This window comes from Brevundimonas sp. PAMC22021 (genome assembly GCF_019443405.1).
GTDB lineage: Bacteria > Pseudomonadota > Alphaproteobacteria > Caulobacterales > Caulobacteraceae > Brevundimonas.
The window spans coordinates 1,104,264-1,120,078 of the sequence record NZ_CP080376.1; the positions used below are offsets into that span (position 1 = coordinate 1,104,264).

Consider the following 15,815-nt stretch of genomic DNA (forward strand, 5'->3'; position numbering starts at 1 on the left):
CATAGAACATTCCCGGAACACACAGGTTGATCTGGGGATAAGGCCATGCCGCGTCTGATGAGGGATATGCTGTCGCTTGCATCGTGCGGCGGCTTTGTCTGGATGGTCTGGCAAGCGGCTCTGCTGACGGTCTGAGTCGCTTCTCCGCATGAGGTGAGCCGTGTCCGATCCCGCCAAATCCGGCTTTGTCCATCTGCGGGTGCGCTCGGCCTATTCGCTGCTGGAAGGCGCGATCAAGGCGAGCAAGATCGGCCGGATGGCGGCCGACGCCGGCATGCCGGCGGTGGCGGTGGCCGACCGCGCCAATCTGTTTGGCGCGCTGGAGTTCAGCCAGACAGCCAAGGAGGCGGGCGTTCAGCCGATCGTGGCCTGCGCCCTGCCGGTGCTGGGCATCGGCGGCCAAGTCAGCACGCGCTGGGCCAAGACGCCGACGGTCGTGCTGTTGGCGCAGAACGAGGCGGGCTGGCTGAACCTGTGCGCCCTGTCATCGGCCGCCTACCTCGACGCCGGCGAGATGGCCGAGCCCGGCGTGCCCTGGAGCATGGTCGCAGCGCGATCCGAAGGGCTGATCCTGCTGTCGGGCGGACCCGACGGGCCGGTCGATCCGCTGTTCGTCCAGGGCAAGGCCGAGGACGCGCACGCGGCGCTGAGCGCCATGCGCGCGGCCTTTGGCGATCGCTTCTACGTGGAGCTTCAGCGCCACGGCCTGGATGACGAACGTCGCGCCGAGCCGGGGCTGGTCGGCTGGGCCTACGACAACGACGCGCCACTGGTCGCAACCAACGATGTCTATTATGCCAAGGCGGCGCAGGCGAAATCGCACGACGCCCTGCTGTGCATCGCCGACGGCGCCTTCACCGGCCAGGAGGAGCGCCGGCGGATCACCGGCGAGCACTGGTTCAAGTCGGCGGAGGCGATGCGCCAGCTGTTCGCCGACCTTCCCGAGGCGTGCGACAACACCTTGGATATCGCGCGCCGCTGCGCCTTTCTGGTCAAGACGCACAAGCCAATCCTGCCGCGGTTCGACACCGGCGCAGGACGATCCGAGCCGGACGAGCTGGCGCACCAGGCGCGCGAGGGTCTCAAGGTCCGGCTGACGGAGGTCACGCCGGCGGCTCCGGAAGAGGAGTACTGGGCCCGGCTGGAGTGGGAAGTCGGCATCATCCAGCAGATGGGCTTTCCCGGTTACTTCCTGATCGTCTCCGACTTCATCAAATGGGCCAAGCAGCACGGCATCCCCGTGGGACCGGGCCGGGGATCGGGCGCCGGATCGCTGGTCGCCTGGGCCCTGACCATCACCGACCTTGATCCCTTGCGATTCGGCCTGCTGTTCGAGCGGTTCCTGAACCCCGAGCGGGTGTCCATGCCCGACTTCGACATCGACTTCTGCCAGGAGCGGCGCGAGGAGGTGATCGACTACGTCCAGGACCGCTACGGCAAGGACCGGGTCGCCCAGATCATCACCTTCGGCACGCTGCAGGCGCGCGCGGTGCTGCGCGACGTCGGCCGCGTTCTGCAGATGCCGCTGGGGCAGGTGGACCGGCTGGCCAAGATGGTCCCGGCCAACCCCGCCAATCCGGTGACCCTGGCGCAGGCCATCGATCTGGAGCCCCGGCTGAAGGAGGCGCGCGACGCGGAAGCCTCCGTCAAGGCGCTGCTGGAAACGGCGCTGGAGCTGGAGGGGCTGTATCGCAACGCTTCGACCCACGCGGCCGGCATCGTCATCGGCGACCGGCCGCTGACCGAGCTTGTGCCGCTGTACCAGGACCCGCGATCCACCATCCCGGCCAGCCAGTTCAACATGAAGTGGGTCGAGCCGGCGGGCCTGGTGAAGTTCGACTTCCTGGGGCTCAAGACCCTGACGGTGCTGGACCGCGCGCATGGCTATCTGACGCGCCGGGGCGCCGGGCCGTCGTGGAACCAGCTGCCGCTGGACGACGAGCGCACCTATGAACTAATGGCCTCCGGCCAGACGGTGGGCGTGTTCCAGCTGGAATCCCAGGGCATGCGCGACACGCTGCGCAAGATGCGCTGCGGCTCCATCGAGGAGATCACCGCCCTGATCTCTCTCTATCGACCGGGGCCGATGGAGATGATCGACACCTATATCGACCGCAAGTTCGGCCGGGCCGAGGTGGACTACCTGCATCCCAGCCTGACAGAGGTGCTGACCGAGACCTACGGCGTCATCATCTACCAGGAACAGGTGATGAAGATCGCCCAAATCCTGGCCGGCTATTCGCTGGGCGAGGCCGACCTTCTGCGTCGCGCCATGGGCAAAAAGAAGAAGGAGGAGATGGACTTCCAGCGGGCGCGCTTCGTCAAGGGCGCATCCGAGAAGTCGGTGTCCGAGAGCCAGTCCGGCGGCATCTTCGATCTGGTGGCCAAGTTCGCGGGCTACGGTTTCAACAAGTCGCACGCGGCGGCCTATGCGCTGATCTCGTTCCAGACTGGCTGGCTCAAGGCCAACCATCCGGTGGAGTTCTTCGCCGCATCCATGAGCCTGGACCTGTCGAACACCGACAAGCTGGCGGTCTTCTACCAGGACGCACGGCGGTTCGAGGTGCCGGTGCGGGCGCCGGACGTGAACGCCTCCAGCGCCGACTTCGACGTGTCGTGGGAGAAGGGGCAGGGCGCGGTGCTCTATGCCCTGGGCGCCATACGCAACGTGGGACTGGAGGCCATGCGCCACGTGGTGGAGGTGCGCGAACAGGGCGGGCGCTTCGCCGACATCTTCGACTTCCTGGAGCGGGTCGACCCGCGCTGCGTCAACAAGCGGGCGCTGGAAGGACTGGCCAAGGCCGGCGCCTTCGACAGCATCCATCAGAACCGCCGCCAGCTGGTCGAACAGGCCGACGTGCTGATGGCCTATTGCCAGAGCGTGGCCGCCGAGCGTGCGTCGGCGCAGGTCAGCCTGTTTGGCGGCGATCAGGCGCATGCGGCCAGGCCGCGGCTGAAGAGCGTCGAGCCCTGGGTCGGGCCCGAGCGGTTGGACCAGGAGCTGGCGGCGGTCGGCTTCTACCTGTCCGGCCATCCGCTGGAAGACATGGAGCCGGCGCTGCGTCGCAAGCGCGTGACCTTCGTGGCCGAGGCCACCCAACGCGCAGAGGCCGGGCACGAGGCCTTCCAGATGGCCGGAGTGGTGCGGCGCAAGCAGGAGCGCGCCAGCGCCCGGACCGGCGAGAAGTTCGCCTTTGTCACCTTCTCGGACCCCACCGGCGAGTTCGAGTGCCTGTTTCCGCCCGAGCAACTGCGTCGCTGCCGCGAGGTGCTGGAGCCGGGCGCCTCCGTTATGGTCAAGGTGCGCGCCAAGGCTTCGGACGGGGAGGTGCGCTTCTTCGGGGACGACGCGACCCGCATGGAGGGGCTGCTGGACGACGCCGGCATCGGCCTGCGCATCCATGTGTCGGCGCGCTCGGCGGACGCCGCGGCGCTCCGGGCGCGGCTGGAACGCGCGCGATCGGGCGCCATAGGCAAGGGCGGGGAGGTGTCTCTGATCGCCTCGCTGGAGAAGGGCCGCGAGGTCGAGATGAAGCTGCCGGGTCGCTACAAGCTGGACGGCGCGTTGCGCGGCGCGCTGAAGTCCGCGCCAGGCGTCGTCATGCTGGAGGACGCCTGATGCCCGGGATGGTGATGGCGCTGTCGCTGCTCGCGACGGGCGTTGAAGGTGGAGGAGGAGCGGAGATGACTCGATCGGCGGCAACGGCGCGGCATGCGACCGGCGAGTTCGACGTCAAGATCACGCCGGTGGAACCCGGCGCCGACGCATCGGCCGGCGGGCCAGGTCGCATGATCCTGGCCAAGACATTTCGGGGCGGGCTTGAAGCCACGGGCGCCGGCGAGATGCTGGGCGTCATGAACGCCGAACAGTCCGGCGCCTATGTCGCTCTGGAACGGGTGAATGGAACGCTGGACGGGCGGTCGGGCGGCTTCATGCTGGTGCATCGCGGCCTGATGGATAAGGGCGCGCAGGAGTTGTCGATCACCATCGTTCCGGGCTCCGGAGACGGCGACCTGACCGGCATCAGCGGCGTCTTCCACCTGAAGATCGAGGGCGGCCGGCACCTGTACGATCTCGAGTATCGGCTGACGAGCGACTGAAGCCGGAACTTCACGGGGGCGTGAAGGGTTCTGCCTAGACCATAGGGAGACGTTCCAATGAAACAGATCGCCATCATCAGTGTCGCCTCGCTGGCGCTTCTCGCCGCCTGCAACCAGAACTCGGAAGCGCCCGGTCAGACCGAGCCGGCCAATGCGGTGCAGGACGCGACGTCCGCCGCCGTGGGTCAGACCTCGGCCGCCACGCTGGGCGCCAACACTGTGGACTCCTACGTGCCGTCCGCAGCCATGGCCGACATGTTCGAGCTCGAATCCGCCAAGATCGCGAACGAGAAGTCCGCCAACGCGGACGTGAAGGCGCTGGCGGCCATGATCACGACCGATCACACCGCCTCCACCGCCATGCTGAAGCAGCGCGCGCCGGCCGAGGCCCCGAACGTCGCCATGCCGACGGCGCTGGACCAGCGTCGCATGGGCATGCTGGACAACCTGCGCGCGGCCTCGGCGGCGGACTTCGACCGCGTCTATCTCGATCAGCAGATCGCCGCGCACAACGAGGCCCTGACGCTGCATCGCGGCTTCTCGGACCACACGGAAACGCCGCAACTGGCCGCCCTGGCCCGCGAAGTGGTCCCCAAGATCGAGATGCACCTGCAACGCGCGCAGGAACTGCGCAACGGCATGAACTGATCGTCCGATCGGTTACAGGAAGAGGGCGGCTCGCAAGAGCCGCCCTTTTCGCATCCAGCTTGCCTTGTGGGCCGATCCCGACTACATCGGCCCCGCATTTCGCAACGCGGGCGTGGCGCGCCTCGGGGAGACATCCCGATCCGCACCATTCCGAGGGTCCATTCGACCTTTAATCGTCCGCGCCACGTTTGATCGGAAAAAGGACTGAACGATCATGGCTCTGCCTGAATTCTCGATGCGCACCCTGCTGGAAGCCGGCGCGCACTTCGGTCACCAGACGCACCGCTGGAATCCGAAGATGGACCGCTACATCTTCGGATCGCGCTCCAACATCCACATCATCGACCTGTCGCAGACCATGCCTCTGCTGCACCAGGCGCTGGTCGCCGTGCGCGACGTGGCGGCCAAGGGCGGTCGCGTGCTGTTCGTCGGCACCAAGCGCCAGGCCTCGGACCCGGTGGCGGAAGCGGCCAAGCGCTGCGCCCAATACTACATGAACAACCGCTGGCTCGGCGGCACCCTGACCAACTGGCGCACCGTGTCGGGCTCGATCGCTCGCCTGCGCGAGCTGGAAGGCATTCTCGAGAACGGCGGCGAAGGCCGGGTCAAGAAGGAGCTGTTGAACCTGCAGCGCGAGAAGGACAAGCTTGAGCTGTCGCTGGGCGGCATCAAGGACATGGGTTCGATCCCGGACATCATGTTCGTGATCGACACCAACAAGGAAGCGATCGCGATCCAGGAAGCCCGCAAGCTGAACATCCCGATCATCGCCATCCTGGACACCAACTCCGATCCGGACGGCATCACCTATCCGGTGCCGGGCAACGACGACGCCGCCCGTGCGATCCAGACCTACTGCGACCTGGTCGCCGACGCCGTGCTGGACGGTCTGGCCGCCGGCGCTTCGGCGCAGGGCATCGACCTGGGCGCGTCGGAGAATCCGGTCGAGCCGATGCTGGCCGAAGCTTCGGCGCCGGTCGAGGCTGACGCGGCTCCGGCCGGTACCGAAGGCGCCGCCGACGAACTGCTGGCCAGCGCGGATGCCGCGGCCAATACCGAGGCGCTGGACGCGGTCGAGACCGAGCAGGCCACGGGCTGATCGCCTTTATCGGGCGGCGCCCGCGCTGTCGGCGCCGCCTGTTGAACTGTTACACGGCCGGGCTAAGTCAGTCCGGCCGTTCCCGCATACGAATCCCATAGGAGAAGAACATGGCCGAGATCACTGCCGCCCTCGTGAAGGAGCTTCGCGAGCGTTCGGGCGTCGGCATGATGGACTGCAAGAAGGCCTTGCAGGAAAACGACGGAAACATCGAAGCCGCCATCGACTGGCTGCGCGCCAAGGGGCTGTCCAAGGCCGCCAAGAAGGCCGACCGCGTCGCCGCCGAGGGCCTGGTCGCCGTCGCCTCGCGTGAAGACGGCAAGGGCGAAATCGCCGCCGCCATCGAGTTCAACGCCGAGACGGACTTCGTCGCGCGCAACGACCTGTTCCAGGGCGCGGCCAAGCGGTTCGCCGAACTGGGCCTGGAGCATCACTCCATCGAGGCGCTGCACGGCGCCGAGCTGGAAACGGGCAAGACGGTCCAGAACGAAGTGACCAACATGATCGCCACCATCGGCGAGAACATGCAGCTGCGTCGCGCCGCTCGCCTGTCGGTCGAAGAGGGCGTGGTCTCGACCTACGTCCACAACGCCGTGTCGCCGGGCGTCGGCCGCATCGGTGTGCTGGTCGCGCTGGAAGGCGCGGGCGACAAGACGGCGCTGCGTGAGCTGGGCCGCAAGATCGCCATGCACGTGGCCGCCACCTCGCCGCTGTCGCTGAACACCGACGACCTGGATCCCGCCGCGATCGAGAAGGAACGCCAGGTCCTGACCGAAAAGGCCAAGGAAGAAGGTCGTCCGGAAAACATGATCGACAAGATCGTGTCGGGCCAGATCGCCAAGTTCCAGAAGGACGTGGTGCTGACCAAGCAGCCGTTCGTCATGGACCCGGATGTGACCATCGAGCAGCTGGTCGCCAACTCGGGCAAGGAGCTCGGCTCCGCCAACCTGAAGCTTGCCGGATTTGTTCGCCTGGCTCTGGGCGAGGGCGTGGAAAAGGTCGAAGGACCGGACTTCGCCTCGGAAGTCGCCTCGATGATGGGCGGTCAGTAAGGTCCAGATTATCCTCCCCATCTGCGATGGGGAGGGGACCGCGAAGCGGTGGAGGGGTGACGGTCCAAAACCGGACAAACCCCTCCGTCTCGGCGCTGTGCGCCGATCCACCTCCCCGTGCGCTTCGCGAACAGGGAGGAGAAATACGCATTCGGGCGCGTTCGGCTTTGAAGGCCGGCGCGCCCTTCGTTTATATGGAGCCGCCCGATTCCCGCGCGGCGCCGCAGTTCACGGATTATCCTGCATGCCCGACGCCCCCGCCGAGTTCCGCTACAAGCGCGTGCTGCTGAAGGTGTCCGGCGAGGTGCTGATGGGCGATCAGTCCTTTGGCGTCGACATGAAGACGGTGGACGTGGTGGCTGCGGCTGTGGCCGAGGTGGTCCGCGAGGGCGTCGAGATCTGCCTGGTGATCGGCGGCGGCAACATCTTTCGCGGTCTGTCCAAGGCGGCGGCGGGGATGGAGCGGGCCCAGGCCGACTACATGGGCATGCTGGCGACCATCATGAATGCGCTGGCGATGCAGTCGGCGCTGGAGAAGATCGGCGTCTCCACGCGGGTCCAGAGCGCCATCCCAATGGCTGCGATCGCCGAGCCCTACATCCGCCGCCGCGCGCTGAGGCACCTGGAAAAGGGCAGGGTTGTGATCTTCGCGGCCGGCGTCGGCGCGCCCTTCTTCACGACCGACTCGGGCGCGGCCCTGCGCGCGGCCGAAATGGGCTGCGACGCGCTGCTGAAGGGCACCAGCGTGGACGGCGTCTACACGGCCGATCCCAAGAAGGACCCGTCCGCCACCCGCTATGAGACTCTGACCTACCAGGACGTGCTGGCCAAGGACTTGCGGGTCATGGACGCATCGGCCATCGCCATGATGCGCGACACGGGCATACCGATCGTGGTCTTCTCCATCCGTGAGGATAAGGCGATCCGCCGGACCCTGACGGGCGAAGGCACGTTCACGGTCATCACCGATACGCCGGCCTGACCGCCGGAAGACTGCCAGAAGAGGACGCTTACGCCATGGCCAAGCCTGACCTGAAAACCTATCGCGATCGTATGGACAAGTCGGTCGCCGCGCTGAAGGACGACTTCGCAGGGCTGCGCACCGGGCGGGCTAACGCCGGACTGCTGGATCCCGTGCAGGTCGAGGCCTATGGCTCGACCTCGCCGCTGAACGCGGTGGCGGCCATCAGCGTGCCGGAGCCGCGCATGATCTCGGTCAGCGTCTGGGACAAGGGCATGGTGGTTTCGGTCGAGAAGGCGATCCGCGCGGCGGGCCTGGGCCTGAACCCGATCGTGGACGGCCAGACCCTGCGCATCCCGATCCCGCCATTGACCGAAGAGCGCCGCAAGGACCTGGTCAAGCTGGCCGGCAAGTACGCTGAGCAGCAGAAGATCGCCGTGCGCAATGTCCGCCGCGACGCCAACGACGACCTGAAGAAGGCCGAAAAGGCGTCCGAGATCAGCCAGGACGAACAAAAGAAGATGGAGACCGAGGTCCAGAAGGACACCGACGCCGCCATCAAGCGCATCGACGAGACCTTGAAGGCCAAGGAACAAGAGATCATGCAGGTCTGAGGCGAATGAGGCCGGGCAAGGGACGCTTATCACGATGACGGCCACGACCGCCGCGCCTCTTGCCGGCTCGCGTCCTGCGGGTCCGCGCCATGTCGCCCTGATCATGGACGGCAACGGGCGATGGGCCAAGCAGCGCGGCCTGCCGCGCGCCATGGGGCACCGCGAGGGCGTCCAGGCCCTGAAGCGCACGATCCAGGCGGCGCCCGATCTCGGCATCGAGTGTCTGACGGTGTTCGGCTTCTCGACCGAGAACTGGGCGCGGCCGGAAGAGGAGGTGTCCGACCTGATGGGGCTGGTGCGCTCCTATGTGGCCAGCGACCTGAACCGGCTGGATCGCGAAGGGGTGCGCCTGCGCATCCTGGGGCGGCGGCGTGGACTCCCGAGCGACATCGCCGCCATCATCGAGCGGGCCGAAGCCCAGACGGCGAACAACGACCGCTTCCTGTTGCAGGTCGCCTTCAACTACGGCGCCCGGGCCGACGTGGTGGACGCGGCCCAGAAGCACATCGACCGGCTGATGGCGGGCGAGCCGGTGGGGCCGATCACCGAAGAGGCGCTGCAGGGCAACCTGGCCACTTCGGCCGCGCCGCCGCTGGACCTGATCGTGCGCACGTCGGGCGAGCAGCGGCTGTCGAACTTCCTCCTGTGGGAGGCCGCCTATGCCGAGTTGGTGTTCCAGGACATCCTGTGGCCCGACTACGGCCCCCAGGCGCTGGCGGAGGCGGTGGCGCAGTTCGGCGGGCGTGAGCGTCGTTATGGCGGGCTGCAGGCGGCGCCGGCGCGCGTGGCGGGCTGATGGCGATCAAGGTCGGGGACATCGGGCTGAGAACCGCTTCGGCCGTCGTGCTGGCCCCGGCGGCCGTGCTGGCGACCTGGGCGGGCGGCGTCTGGTTCCTGGCCCTGATGGTCCTCGCCTGTGTGCTGCTAGCCGCGGAATGGGCGATGATGAGCGCGCCGGCCGCCTGGCGCGCCGTGGCCGCCGCCGTGGCGCTGGGCCTGATCGCCGGCGTGGTCAGCGCGCATTTCGGCGTCATGTCGGTGGCGTTCGTCATGCTGGTGTTCGGCGCGGCCGCCGCAGGGCTTTACGCCCGCAGCCGGGGCCAGGAAGCGGTCAACGCCGCCTATGGCGTGCTTTATCTCGGCTGGCCGGCGGTGCTGTTGATCTGGCTGCGCGACGTCGACAATCCCATCGGCCTGCATTGGACGGTGCTGGTGTTCGCCGTCGCCTGGGCCTCCGACATCATGGCCTATCTGGTCGGCTCGTTGCTGGGCGGGCCCAAGCTGTGGCCGCGTTTCTCGCCCAACAAGACCTGGTCCGGCTTTGTCGGCGGGCTGCTGGCCGGCACGCTAGCGGGAGCGGGGATGGCGGCGTGGCTGGAAATGGGGCGGCTGAACGTGTTCTGGGGCGCGGCTCTGGGGCTGGCTGCGGCGTTGGCGACCATGGGCGGGGACCTGTGGGAATCGGCGCTGAAGCGTCGGTTTGGGGTCAAAGACGCGGGATCGCTGATCCCCGGCCATGGCGGGCTGCTGGATCGGGTCGACGGCATGATGTTCGCCGTGGTCGTCGTGTCGGCCGGACGGCTGATCGTCCTGATGCTGGAGCGCGGCGCATGATCCGCAGGCGCGTGAGCGTGCTGGGCTCGACCGGATCGGTGGGCTCTTCGACGCTGGACCTGATGGCGCGGGCCGAGGAGACGGGCACGGGCGCGTTCGAGGTCGAGGCCCTGACCGGCGGCGCCAACATCGCGCGCCTGGCCGAACAGGCGCGGCGCTGGAAACCCAGGATCGCGGTGACGGCCGATCCGGCGCGGCTTGGCGAGTTGCGAGAAGCGCTCGCCGGCACGGATACCGATGCGGCGGCCGGCGATGAGGCGGTCGTCGAGGCCGCGTCGCGCCCGTCGGAATGGATCATGGCCTCGATCGTCGGCGCGGCCGGCCTGCGTTCCGCGTGGGCGGCGGCGGCGAACGGCGGCGTGCTGGCGCTGGCCAACAAGGAAAGCCTCGTCTGCTGCGGGCCGGCGCTGATGCAGCGGGTCCGCGCGGCCGGCGGACGGCTGATCCCCGTCGATTCTGAGCATTCCGCCATCTTTCAGGTGTTTCCCGCCGACGCGCCGCACCAGGTCGAGAAGCTGATACTGACCGCGTCTGGGGGGCCGTTCCGGCAGACGCCGCTCTCCCGCATGGCGGCGGTGACGCCGCGCGAGGCGGTGGCGCATCCGAACTGGTCGATGGGCGCCAAGATTTCGGTCGACAGCGCCACCATGGCCAACAAGGGCCTGGAGATGATCGAGGCCGCCTATCTGTTCGGCATGGCGGCCGAGCGGATCGACGTGGTGGTGCACCCGGAATCGATCATCCACAGCCTGGTCGAATACATCGACGGCTCCACTTTGGCGCAGTTGGGTCCGCCGGACATGCGCACGCCGATCGCCTGCGCTCTGGCCTGGCCCGAGCGGATCGCCTGGCCGGCGCCGAAGCTTGATCTCGCCTCGCTGGGCAAGCTGACGTTCGAGGCGCCGGACGAGGCCCGCTTCCCGGCGCTGTCTCTGGCGCGCCAGGCGTTGACCGAGGGCGGTGCGGCGCCGGCCATCTTCAACGCCGCCAACGAGGTCGCCGCCTGGGCCTTTCTGGACGGACGGCTCGGCTTTCTCAATATTGCCGCAGTCGTCGCCGAAACCCTTGATCGTTCGATGCGCGAGGGCTTGGCCTTCGGCTCCGGCGACGCCTGCGTCTCGGCCCTGTCGGTCGATGCGGAGGCGCGGCGGATCGCCGAGGGCGTCGTGTCGACGCTCGCGATCGCGGCCTGACCGGCCACAGGGGAGACGTACAAGAGCATGTTGGGCGCCCTGACGCAGGTCATCACCTATGTCGTGCCATTCCTGCTGGTGCTGACGGCCATCGTCACCATCCACGAGCTGGGCCACTTCTCGGTCGCGCGCGCCTTTAGCGTGAAGATCGATCGGTTCGCGATCGGGTTCGGCCGCGCTGTCTTTCGCCGCACCGACCGCAACGGCGTCGAATGGCGGGTCGGCTGGCTGCCGCTGGGCGGCTACGTCAAATTCTCCGGCGACCTCGACGCTTCCAGCGTGCCTGATCGGCGCGGGCTGGACGCCTTGAAGGCCGACATCATCGCCCGCGAGGGCGCGGGCGCCGAGCGCGACTATTTCCATTTCAAGCCGGTGTGGCAGCGCGCGCTGGTGGTCGCGGCGGGACCGGCCGCCAACTTCGTTCTGGCTATCGCCATCTTCACCGTGCTGTTCAGCGTGGTGGGCGTCAGCATGACCCCCGCGCGCGTGATCCAGGTGCAGCCGAACTCGCCGGCCGCCGCCGCCGGTTTCCGCAACGGCGACCTGATCACCGGCGTCAACGGTCGCGCCATTGAGGACGGCTCGGAGGTCACGCGGGTCGTCTCTCTGTCCAGCGGCGATCCGGTTCGCTTTACCGTGGAACGGGGCGGCGCCGTGGTGCAGCTGGTCGCCACGCCCGAGCGGCGGGTGGAGCAGGACCCCATCGCCGGCCGGGTCAGCATCGGCCGTATCGGCCTGGGCCTCGGCGCCTCGCGCGGCGATGTGCGCCACGTCCGCTACAATCCAATCGAAGCGGCGGGCAGGGGTGTCCGGGAGACGGGCGCGGTGCTGGGCACGACCCTGACCTACCTCGGTCGCATCGTCACGGGGCGGGAGTCCGGCGACCAGCTCAGCGGGCCGCTCGGCATCGCCAAGGCGTCGGGCGCCCTGACCAACGCCGCCGTGGACGCCAATCCCGATCCGTGGGCGATCGCGGCCAATCTGCTGCTGACGCTGACAAGCTTCGCCGCCATACTTTCGATCGGAATCGGCTTTCTAAACCTCCTGCCCATCCCGATCCTGGATGGCGGCCACCTGTTGTTCTACGGCTACGAAGCCGTGGCGCGACAGCCGGTCGCCGCGCGGTATCAGGAGGCGGGCTACCGGGTCGGTCTTGCGTTGCTGGCGGGATTGATGTTGTTCGCGACTTGGAACGACCTGCAGAAGCTCAACCTGTTCAAATTCCTCGGCGGGCTCGTCAGTTGAGCCGACGCCAGCCCCCGATGGTTTCCCGAATGACCCAGATGATCCCCAGCGCCTCCGCCCGCCTCGGCGCTCGTTCCAGCATGGTCGCGCTTGTGATCGCCGCCGGACTGGCGACGCCCGCGCTGGCCCAGACCGCGCCGGTCGCCATACCCTCGAACGCTGGATCAGCCGCACCGGCGCCCGTCGTCAACCCGGGACCGCCCGCGCCCACGCCTTCCTCCGGCACGACGGCGCAAACGGCCGCGCCTCAGCCCTCGGTCCCGGCGTCGCAAGACGCTCCGCCGCCACAGGGCGCTCCGGCGACGGGCCAGCCTGCGCCGCAAGCGCCTGCAGCACAGGGGGCAGCCGCGCAGGGCGCGACCCAGGGCGTGGCGACGGCGGCGGTCGAGCAGGTGCGGGTCAACCGCATCCTGGTGCGCGGCGCCGAGCGTATCGACCAGACCACGGTCCTGTCCTACCTGCCGATCCAGCCGGGCGACACGGTCGACGCCACCGTCCTGGACGTGGCGGTGCGCACCCTGAACCGCACCGGCCTGTTCGCCGACGTTCAGCTGGGCGTGCAGAACGGCGACCTGATCGTCCAGATCGTGGAGAACCCGATCATCAACCAGGTGGTGTTCGAGGGGAACAGCGCGGTCCGCGAGGACAAGCTGAACGAAGAGGTCACGCTCAAGCCGCGCGGCATCTACACCCGCGCCAAGGTGCAGGAAGACGTGGGCTCCATCGTCGAGCTGTATCGCCTGCAAGGCCGCATCTCCGCGACCGTGACGCCCAAGCTGGTGCAACTGGAGCAGAACCGCGTCGATGTGATCTTCGAGATCGACGAGGGACCGCAGACCGGTATCAGCGCCGTGAACGTCCTGGGCAACCGCGCCTTTTCGGACAATGACGTGCGCGACGTGATGGTGACCGAGCGGTCGCGCTGGTGGAAGTTCTTCTCCAACAACGACAACTACGACCCCAACCGCCTCGAGTACGACCAGGAGCAGCTGCGCAAATTCTACACCAATCGCGGCTTCTACGACTTCCGCATCATCTCGTCGGTGGCCGAGCTGCAGCCGGACGACAAGGCCTTCGCGCTGACGCTGACGCTGGATGAAGGCGACCGCTACAACTTCGGCGAGGTGGAGGTCGTCACCGAGAACGAGCGGCTGAACGCCGATTTCCTGAAGGCGCTGGTGCCGATCCGCAGCGGCGACCTGTATCAGAGCGACAAGATCGAGCAGGCGGTCGACGCCCTGACCTTTGCGGCCGGCTCGGCCGGCTACGCCTTTGTCGACATCAATCCGACCTACCGCGCCAACCCGGACACCGACACGGTCGATGTGACCTTCAACGTCTCCGAAGGCCAGCGCGTCTATATCGAGCGGATCAACGTCGTCGGAAACACGCGCACCATCGACCCGGTCATCCGTCGCGAGATCGTGCTGACGGAAGGCGACGCCTTCAACCGCGCCCTGCTGGAGCGGTCGCGCAACAACCTGCGGGCGCTGGGCTTCTTCAAGGACGTCACGGTCGCGGAGACGCAAGGCTCGGCGCCGGACCGCTCGGTCGTCAACGTCACCGTCGAAGAGCAGCCCACGGGCGAGCTGTCGGTCGGCGCGGGCTTCAGCTCGGTCGACTCCTTCACGGTCAACCTGGGGATCAGCGAGCGCAACTTCCGCGGTCGCGGCCAGAACGTGGTGGCGCGCCTGGAGTGGGGCTCGCTGCGCCAGCAGGTGGACTTCCGCTTCACCGAGCCCAAGTTCCTGGGCCGCGATCTGCGCGCGGGCTTTGACCTGTTCCACTCGCGCTACGATCTCAGCGAATATTCATCATACGACTACCGCTCGACAGGAGCTGGCCTGCGGCTGTCTTATCCGCTGAACCAGAACGCCCTGTTCAGTGCGCGCTACTTCCTGAAGGACGACGAGATCATCGTGCCGAACAACTTCTGTTCGAGCACGGGCAGCCTTGGTTCGTCCGCGTTGTGCGACCAGATCGGCTCCTTCCTGAACTCGTCGGTGGGCTACACGCTGCAGCTCAGCTACCTGAACGATCCGATCCGGCCGACGCGCGGCTGGTCCGGCACGCTGGTTCAGGACTTGGCGGGCCTCGGCGGCGACGTGAACTATCTGAAGACCGAAGGCGACGCGACCTGGTACTACGGCATCACGCCATCGTGGGTGGTCAGCGTCCGCGGCCAGGCCGGCTACATCTCGGGCTGGAATGGCGATGCGATCCGGATCAGCGACCGCTTCTTCAAGGGCGGCAACACCTTCCGCGGCTTCGAGACCGCCGGCATGGGGCCGCGAGACCTGACCACGACCGACGCGCTGGGCGGCAACTTCTACGCCATCGGCACGGTGGAGCTGACGCTGCCGAACTTCCTGCCCGAGCAGTATGGCATCCGCACCTCGCTGTTCTCCGACGTCGGCACGCTGAGTGGTCTCGACGACCGCTACAAGCTGACGGATCAGGGCCTGCGCGACACCACCATCGCCGACGAGGCCTCGCTGCGCGCCTCGGCCGGCATCAGCATCCACTGGCGTTCGCCGATGGGTCCGATCAGGTTCGACCTGGCCAAGGTTCTCGCCAAGGAAGACTACGACAAGACCGAGAGCTTCCGCTTCTCGACCTCCACCCAGTTCTAAACCGCAGGCCAGAACGGCTCGCACCCAAGGAAACGTCATGAAGTCTCTGATCATCTCCGCGACGGCCGCAGCCTCGCTTCTCGCCTCCGCCGCCACGGCCCAGCAGGCCGCCGCCCCGGCCCAGCCGCAGAACCCGGGTCCGCAGATCCCCGGCCTGTGCGTCTTCCACAACGCCCGCCTGCTGGCACAGTCCAGCGTCGGCCAGGCGGTCGATACGCGCATGCAGCAGCTGGCGCAGGAAGTTCAGGGCGAGCTCGCGCCCTACGCCCAGCAACTCCAGACCGAGGCGCAGTCGCTGCAATCGTCGGGCGCCAGCCTGCCGGCCGATCAGTTGCAAGAGCGTCGCCAGGCGCTGCAACAGCGCGCTCAGGAAGCCCAGCAGCTGGAAGCCACCCGCGAGAACGAACTGCGCTACACCCTGGCCACCCAGCGCCAGGCCATCACCCAGGCGCTGTCGCCCATCCTGGTCGCCGCCTATCAGGAGCGCGGCTGCGGCATGCTGATCGACCGTGAAAGCGTCTTCATCATGAACCCGGCGCACGACATCACCGACCTGGCCATCCAGCGCCTGAACACCGCCCTGCCGACGCTGAGCTTCAACCGCCTGCAGGTTCCGGCGCAGCAGTCGGCCGCTCCGGCCGCCGCCAACTAAGCG

Annotated in this window: 13 protein-coding genes; all 13 read left to right on the forward strand. The window is 67.6% G+C overall.

All coding sequences use genetic code 11. The annotated features are described in order from the left end of the window. Nucleotides 1–160: 160 nt before the first annotated feature. The 13 genes from dnaE (at nt 161) to KY493_RS05415 (ending at nt 15,812) form a co-directional block, all read left to right on the forward strand. A complete protein-coding gene (gene dnaE, locus KY493_RS05355) occupies nt 161–3,619 on the forward strand; it encodes a DNA polymerase III subunit alpha (protein WP_219897938.1) in 3,459 nt (1,152 codons plus the stop codon). A 65-nt stretch (nt 3,620–3,684) separates the two neighbouring features. Then, nucleotides 3,685–4,101: a DUF3224 domain-containing protein gene (locus KY493_RS05360; protein WP_219897939.1), complete on the forward strand. Its 417-nt coding sequence runs from the start codon at nt 3,685–3,687 to the stop codon at nt 4,099–4,101. Between the two features lie 57 nt (nt 4,102–4,158). Continuing rightward, nucleotides 4,159–4,749 carry a DUF4142 domain-containing protein gene (locus KY493_RS05365; RefSeq protein WP_219897940.1) on the forward strand — a complete coding sequence of 197 codons (591 nt, stop codon included), beginning with the start codon at nt 4,159–4,161 and terminating at the stop codon, nt 4,747–4,749. A 214-nt stretch (nt 4,750–4,963) separates the two neighbouring features. Beyond that, entirely contained in the window at nt 4,964–5,848 is an 885-nt protein-coding gene (gene rpsB, locus KY493_RS05370) for a 30S ribosomal protein S2 (protein ID WP_219897941.1), read from the forward strand. A gap of 110 nt (nt 5,849–5,958) precedes the next feature. Further along, nucleotides 5,959–6,900, forward strand: a complete 942-nt coding sequence (gene tsf / locus KY493_RS05375; protein ID WP_219897942.1) for a translation elongation factor Ts — start codon at nt 5,959–5,961, stop codon at nt 6,898–6,900. 244 nt (nt 6,901–7,144) lie between these two features. Then, a complete protein-coding gene (gene pyrH / locus KY493_RS05380; protein ID WP_219897943.1) occupies nt 7,145–7,882 on the forward strand; it encodes a UMP kinase in 738 nt (245 codons plus the stop codon). A 35-nt stretch (nt 7,883–7,917) separates the two neighbouring features. Beyond that, nucleotides 7,918–8,475, forward strand: a complete 558-nt coding sequence (gene frr / locus KY493_RS05385; RefSeq protein WP_219897944.1) for a ribosome recycling factor — start codon at nt 7,918–7,920, stop codon at nt 8,473–8,475. 34 nt (nt 8,476–8,509) lie between these two features. Then, nucleotides 8,510–9,271, forward strand: coding sequence for a polyprenyl diphosphate synthase (gene uppS, locus KY493_RS05390; protein WP_219897945.1), 762 nt, complete (start codon nt 8,510–8,512; stop codon nt 9,269–9,271). Continuing rightward, nucleotides 9,271–10,089, forward strand: coding sequence for a phosphatidate cytidylyltransferase (locus KY493_RS05395; RefSeq protein ID WP_219897946.1), 819 nt, complete (start codon nt 9,271–9,273; stop codon nt 10,087–10,089). Before uppS ends, KY493_RS05395 begins: the two co-directional genes overlap by 1 nt. Then, entirely contained in the window at nt 10,086–11,282 is a 1,197-nt protein-coding gene (gene dxr, locus KY493_RS05400) for a 1-deoxy-D-xylulose-5-phosphate reductoisomerase (protein WP_219897947.1), read from the forward strand. The genes KY493_RS05395 and dxr overlap by 4 nt, the downstream gene beginning before the upstream one ends. A 27-nt stretch (nt 11,283–11,309) precedes the next feature. Then, nucleotides 11,310–12,527: an RIP metalloprotease gene (locus KY493_RS05405; RefSeq protein WP_219897948.1), complete on the forward strand. Its 1,218-nt coding sequence runs from the start codon at nt 11,310–11,312 to the stop codon at nt 12,525–12,527. A gap of 29 nt (nt 12,528–12,556) precedes the next feature. Beyond that, complete coding sequence (gene bamA, locus KY493_RS05410; protein WP_255568048.1) at nt 12,557–15,160, forward strand: outer membrane protein assembly factor BamA; 2,604 nt, start codon at nt 12,557–12,559, stop codon at nt 15,158–15,160. Between the two features lie 37 nt (nt 15,161–15,197). Next, nucleotides 15,198–15,812: an OmpH family outer membrane protein gene (locus tag KY493_RS05415; protein WP_219897949.1), complete on the forward strand. Its 615-nt coding sequence runs from the start codon at nt 15,198–15,200 to the stop codon at nt 15,810–15,812. Nucleotides 15,813–15,815: the final 3 nt, after the last annotated feature.

Excerpts from the sequence above, each read along its gene's own strand:
- KY493_RS05360 (WP_219897939.1), top strand. The coding sequence starts at position 3,685 with ATGACTCGATCGGCGGCAACGGCGCGGCATGCGACCGGCGAGTTCGAC.
- KY493_RS05365 (WP_219897940.1), top strand. The coding sequence starts at position 4,159 with ATGAAACAGATCGCCATCATCAGTGTCGCCTCGCTGGCGCTTCTCGCC.
- rpsB (WP_219897941.1), top strand. The coding sequence starts at position 4,964 with ATGGCTCTGCCTGAATTCTCGATGCGCACCCTGCTGGAAGCCGGCGCG.
- tsf (WP_219897942.1), top strand. The coding sequence starts at position 5,959 with ATGGCCGAGATCACTGCCGCCCTCGTGAAGGAGCTTCGCGAGCGTTCG.
- pyrH (WP_219897943.1), top strand. The coding sequence starts at position 7,145 with ATGCCCGACGCCCCCGCCGAGTTCCGCTACAAGCGCGTGCTGCTGAAG.
- frr (WP_219897944.1), top strand. The coding sequence starts at position 7,918 with ATGGCCAAGCCTGACCTGAAAACCTATCGCGATCGTATGGACAAGTCG.
- uppS (WP_219897945.1), top strand. The coding sequence starts at position 8,510 with ATGACGGCCACGACCGCCGCGCCTCTTGCCGGCTCGCGTCCTGCGGGT.
- KY493_RS05395 (WP_219897946.1), top strand. The coding sequence starts at position 9,271 with ATGGCGATCAAGGTCGGGGACATCGGGCTGAGAACCGCTTCGGCCGTC.
- dxr (WP_219897947.1), top strand. The coding sequence starts at position 10,086 with ATGATCCGCAGGCGCGTGAGCGTGCTGGGCTCGACCGGATCGGTGGGC.
- KY493_RS05405 (WP_219897948.1), top strand. The coding sequence starts at position 11,310 with ATGTTGGGCGCCCTGACGCAGGTCATCACCTATGTCGTGCCATTCCTG.
- bamA (WP_255568048.1), top strand. The coding sequence starts at position 12,557 with ATGACCCAGATGATCCCCAGCGCCTCCGCCCGCCTCGGCGCTCGTTCC.
- KY493_RS05415 (WP_219897949.1), top strand. The coding sequence starts at position 15,198 with ATGAAGTCTCTGATCATCTCCGCGACGGCCGCAGCCTCGCTTCTCGCC.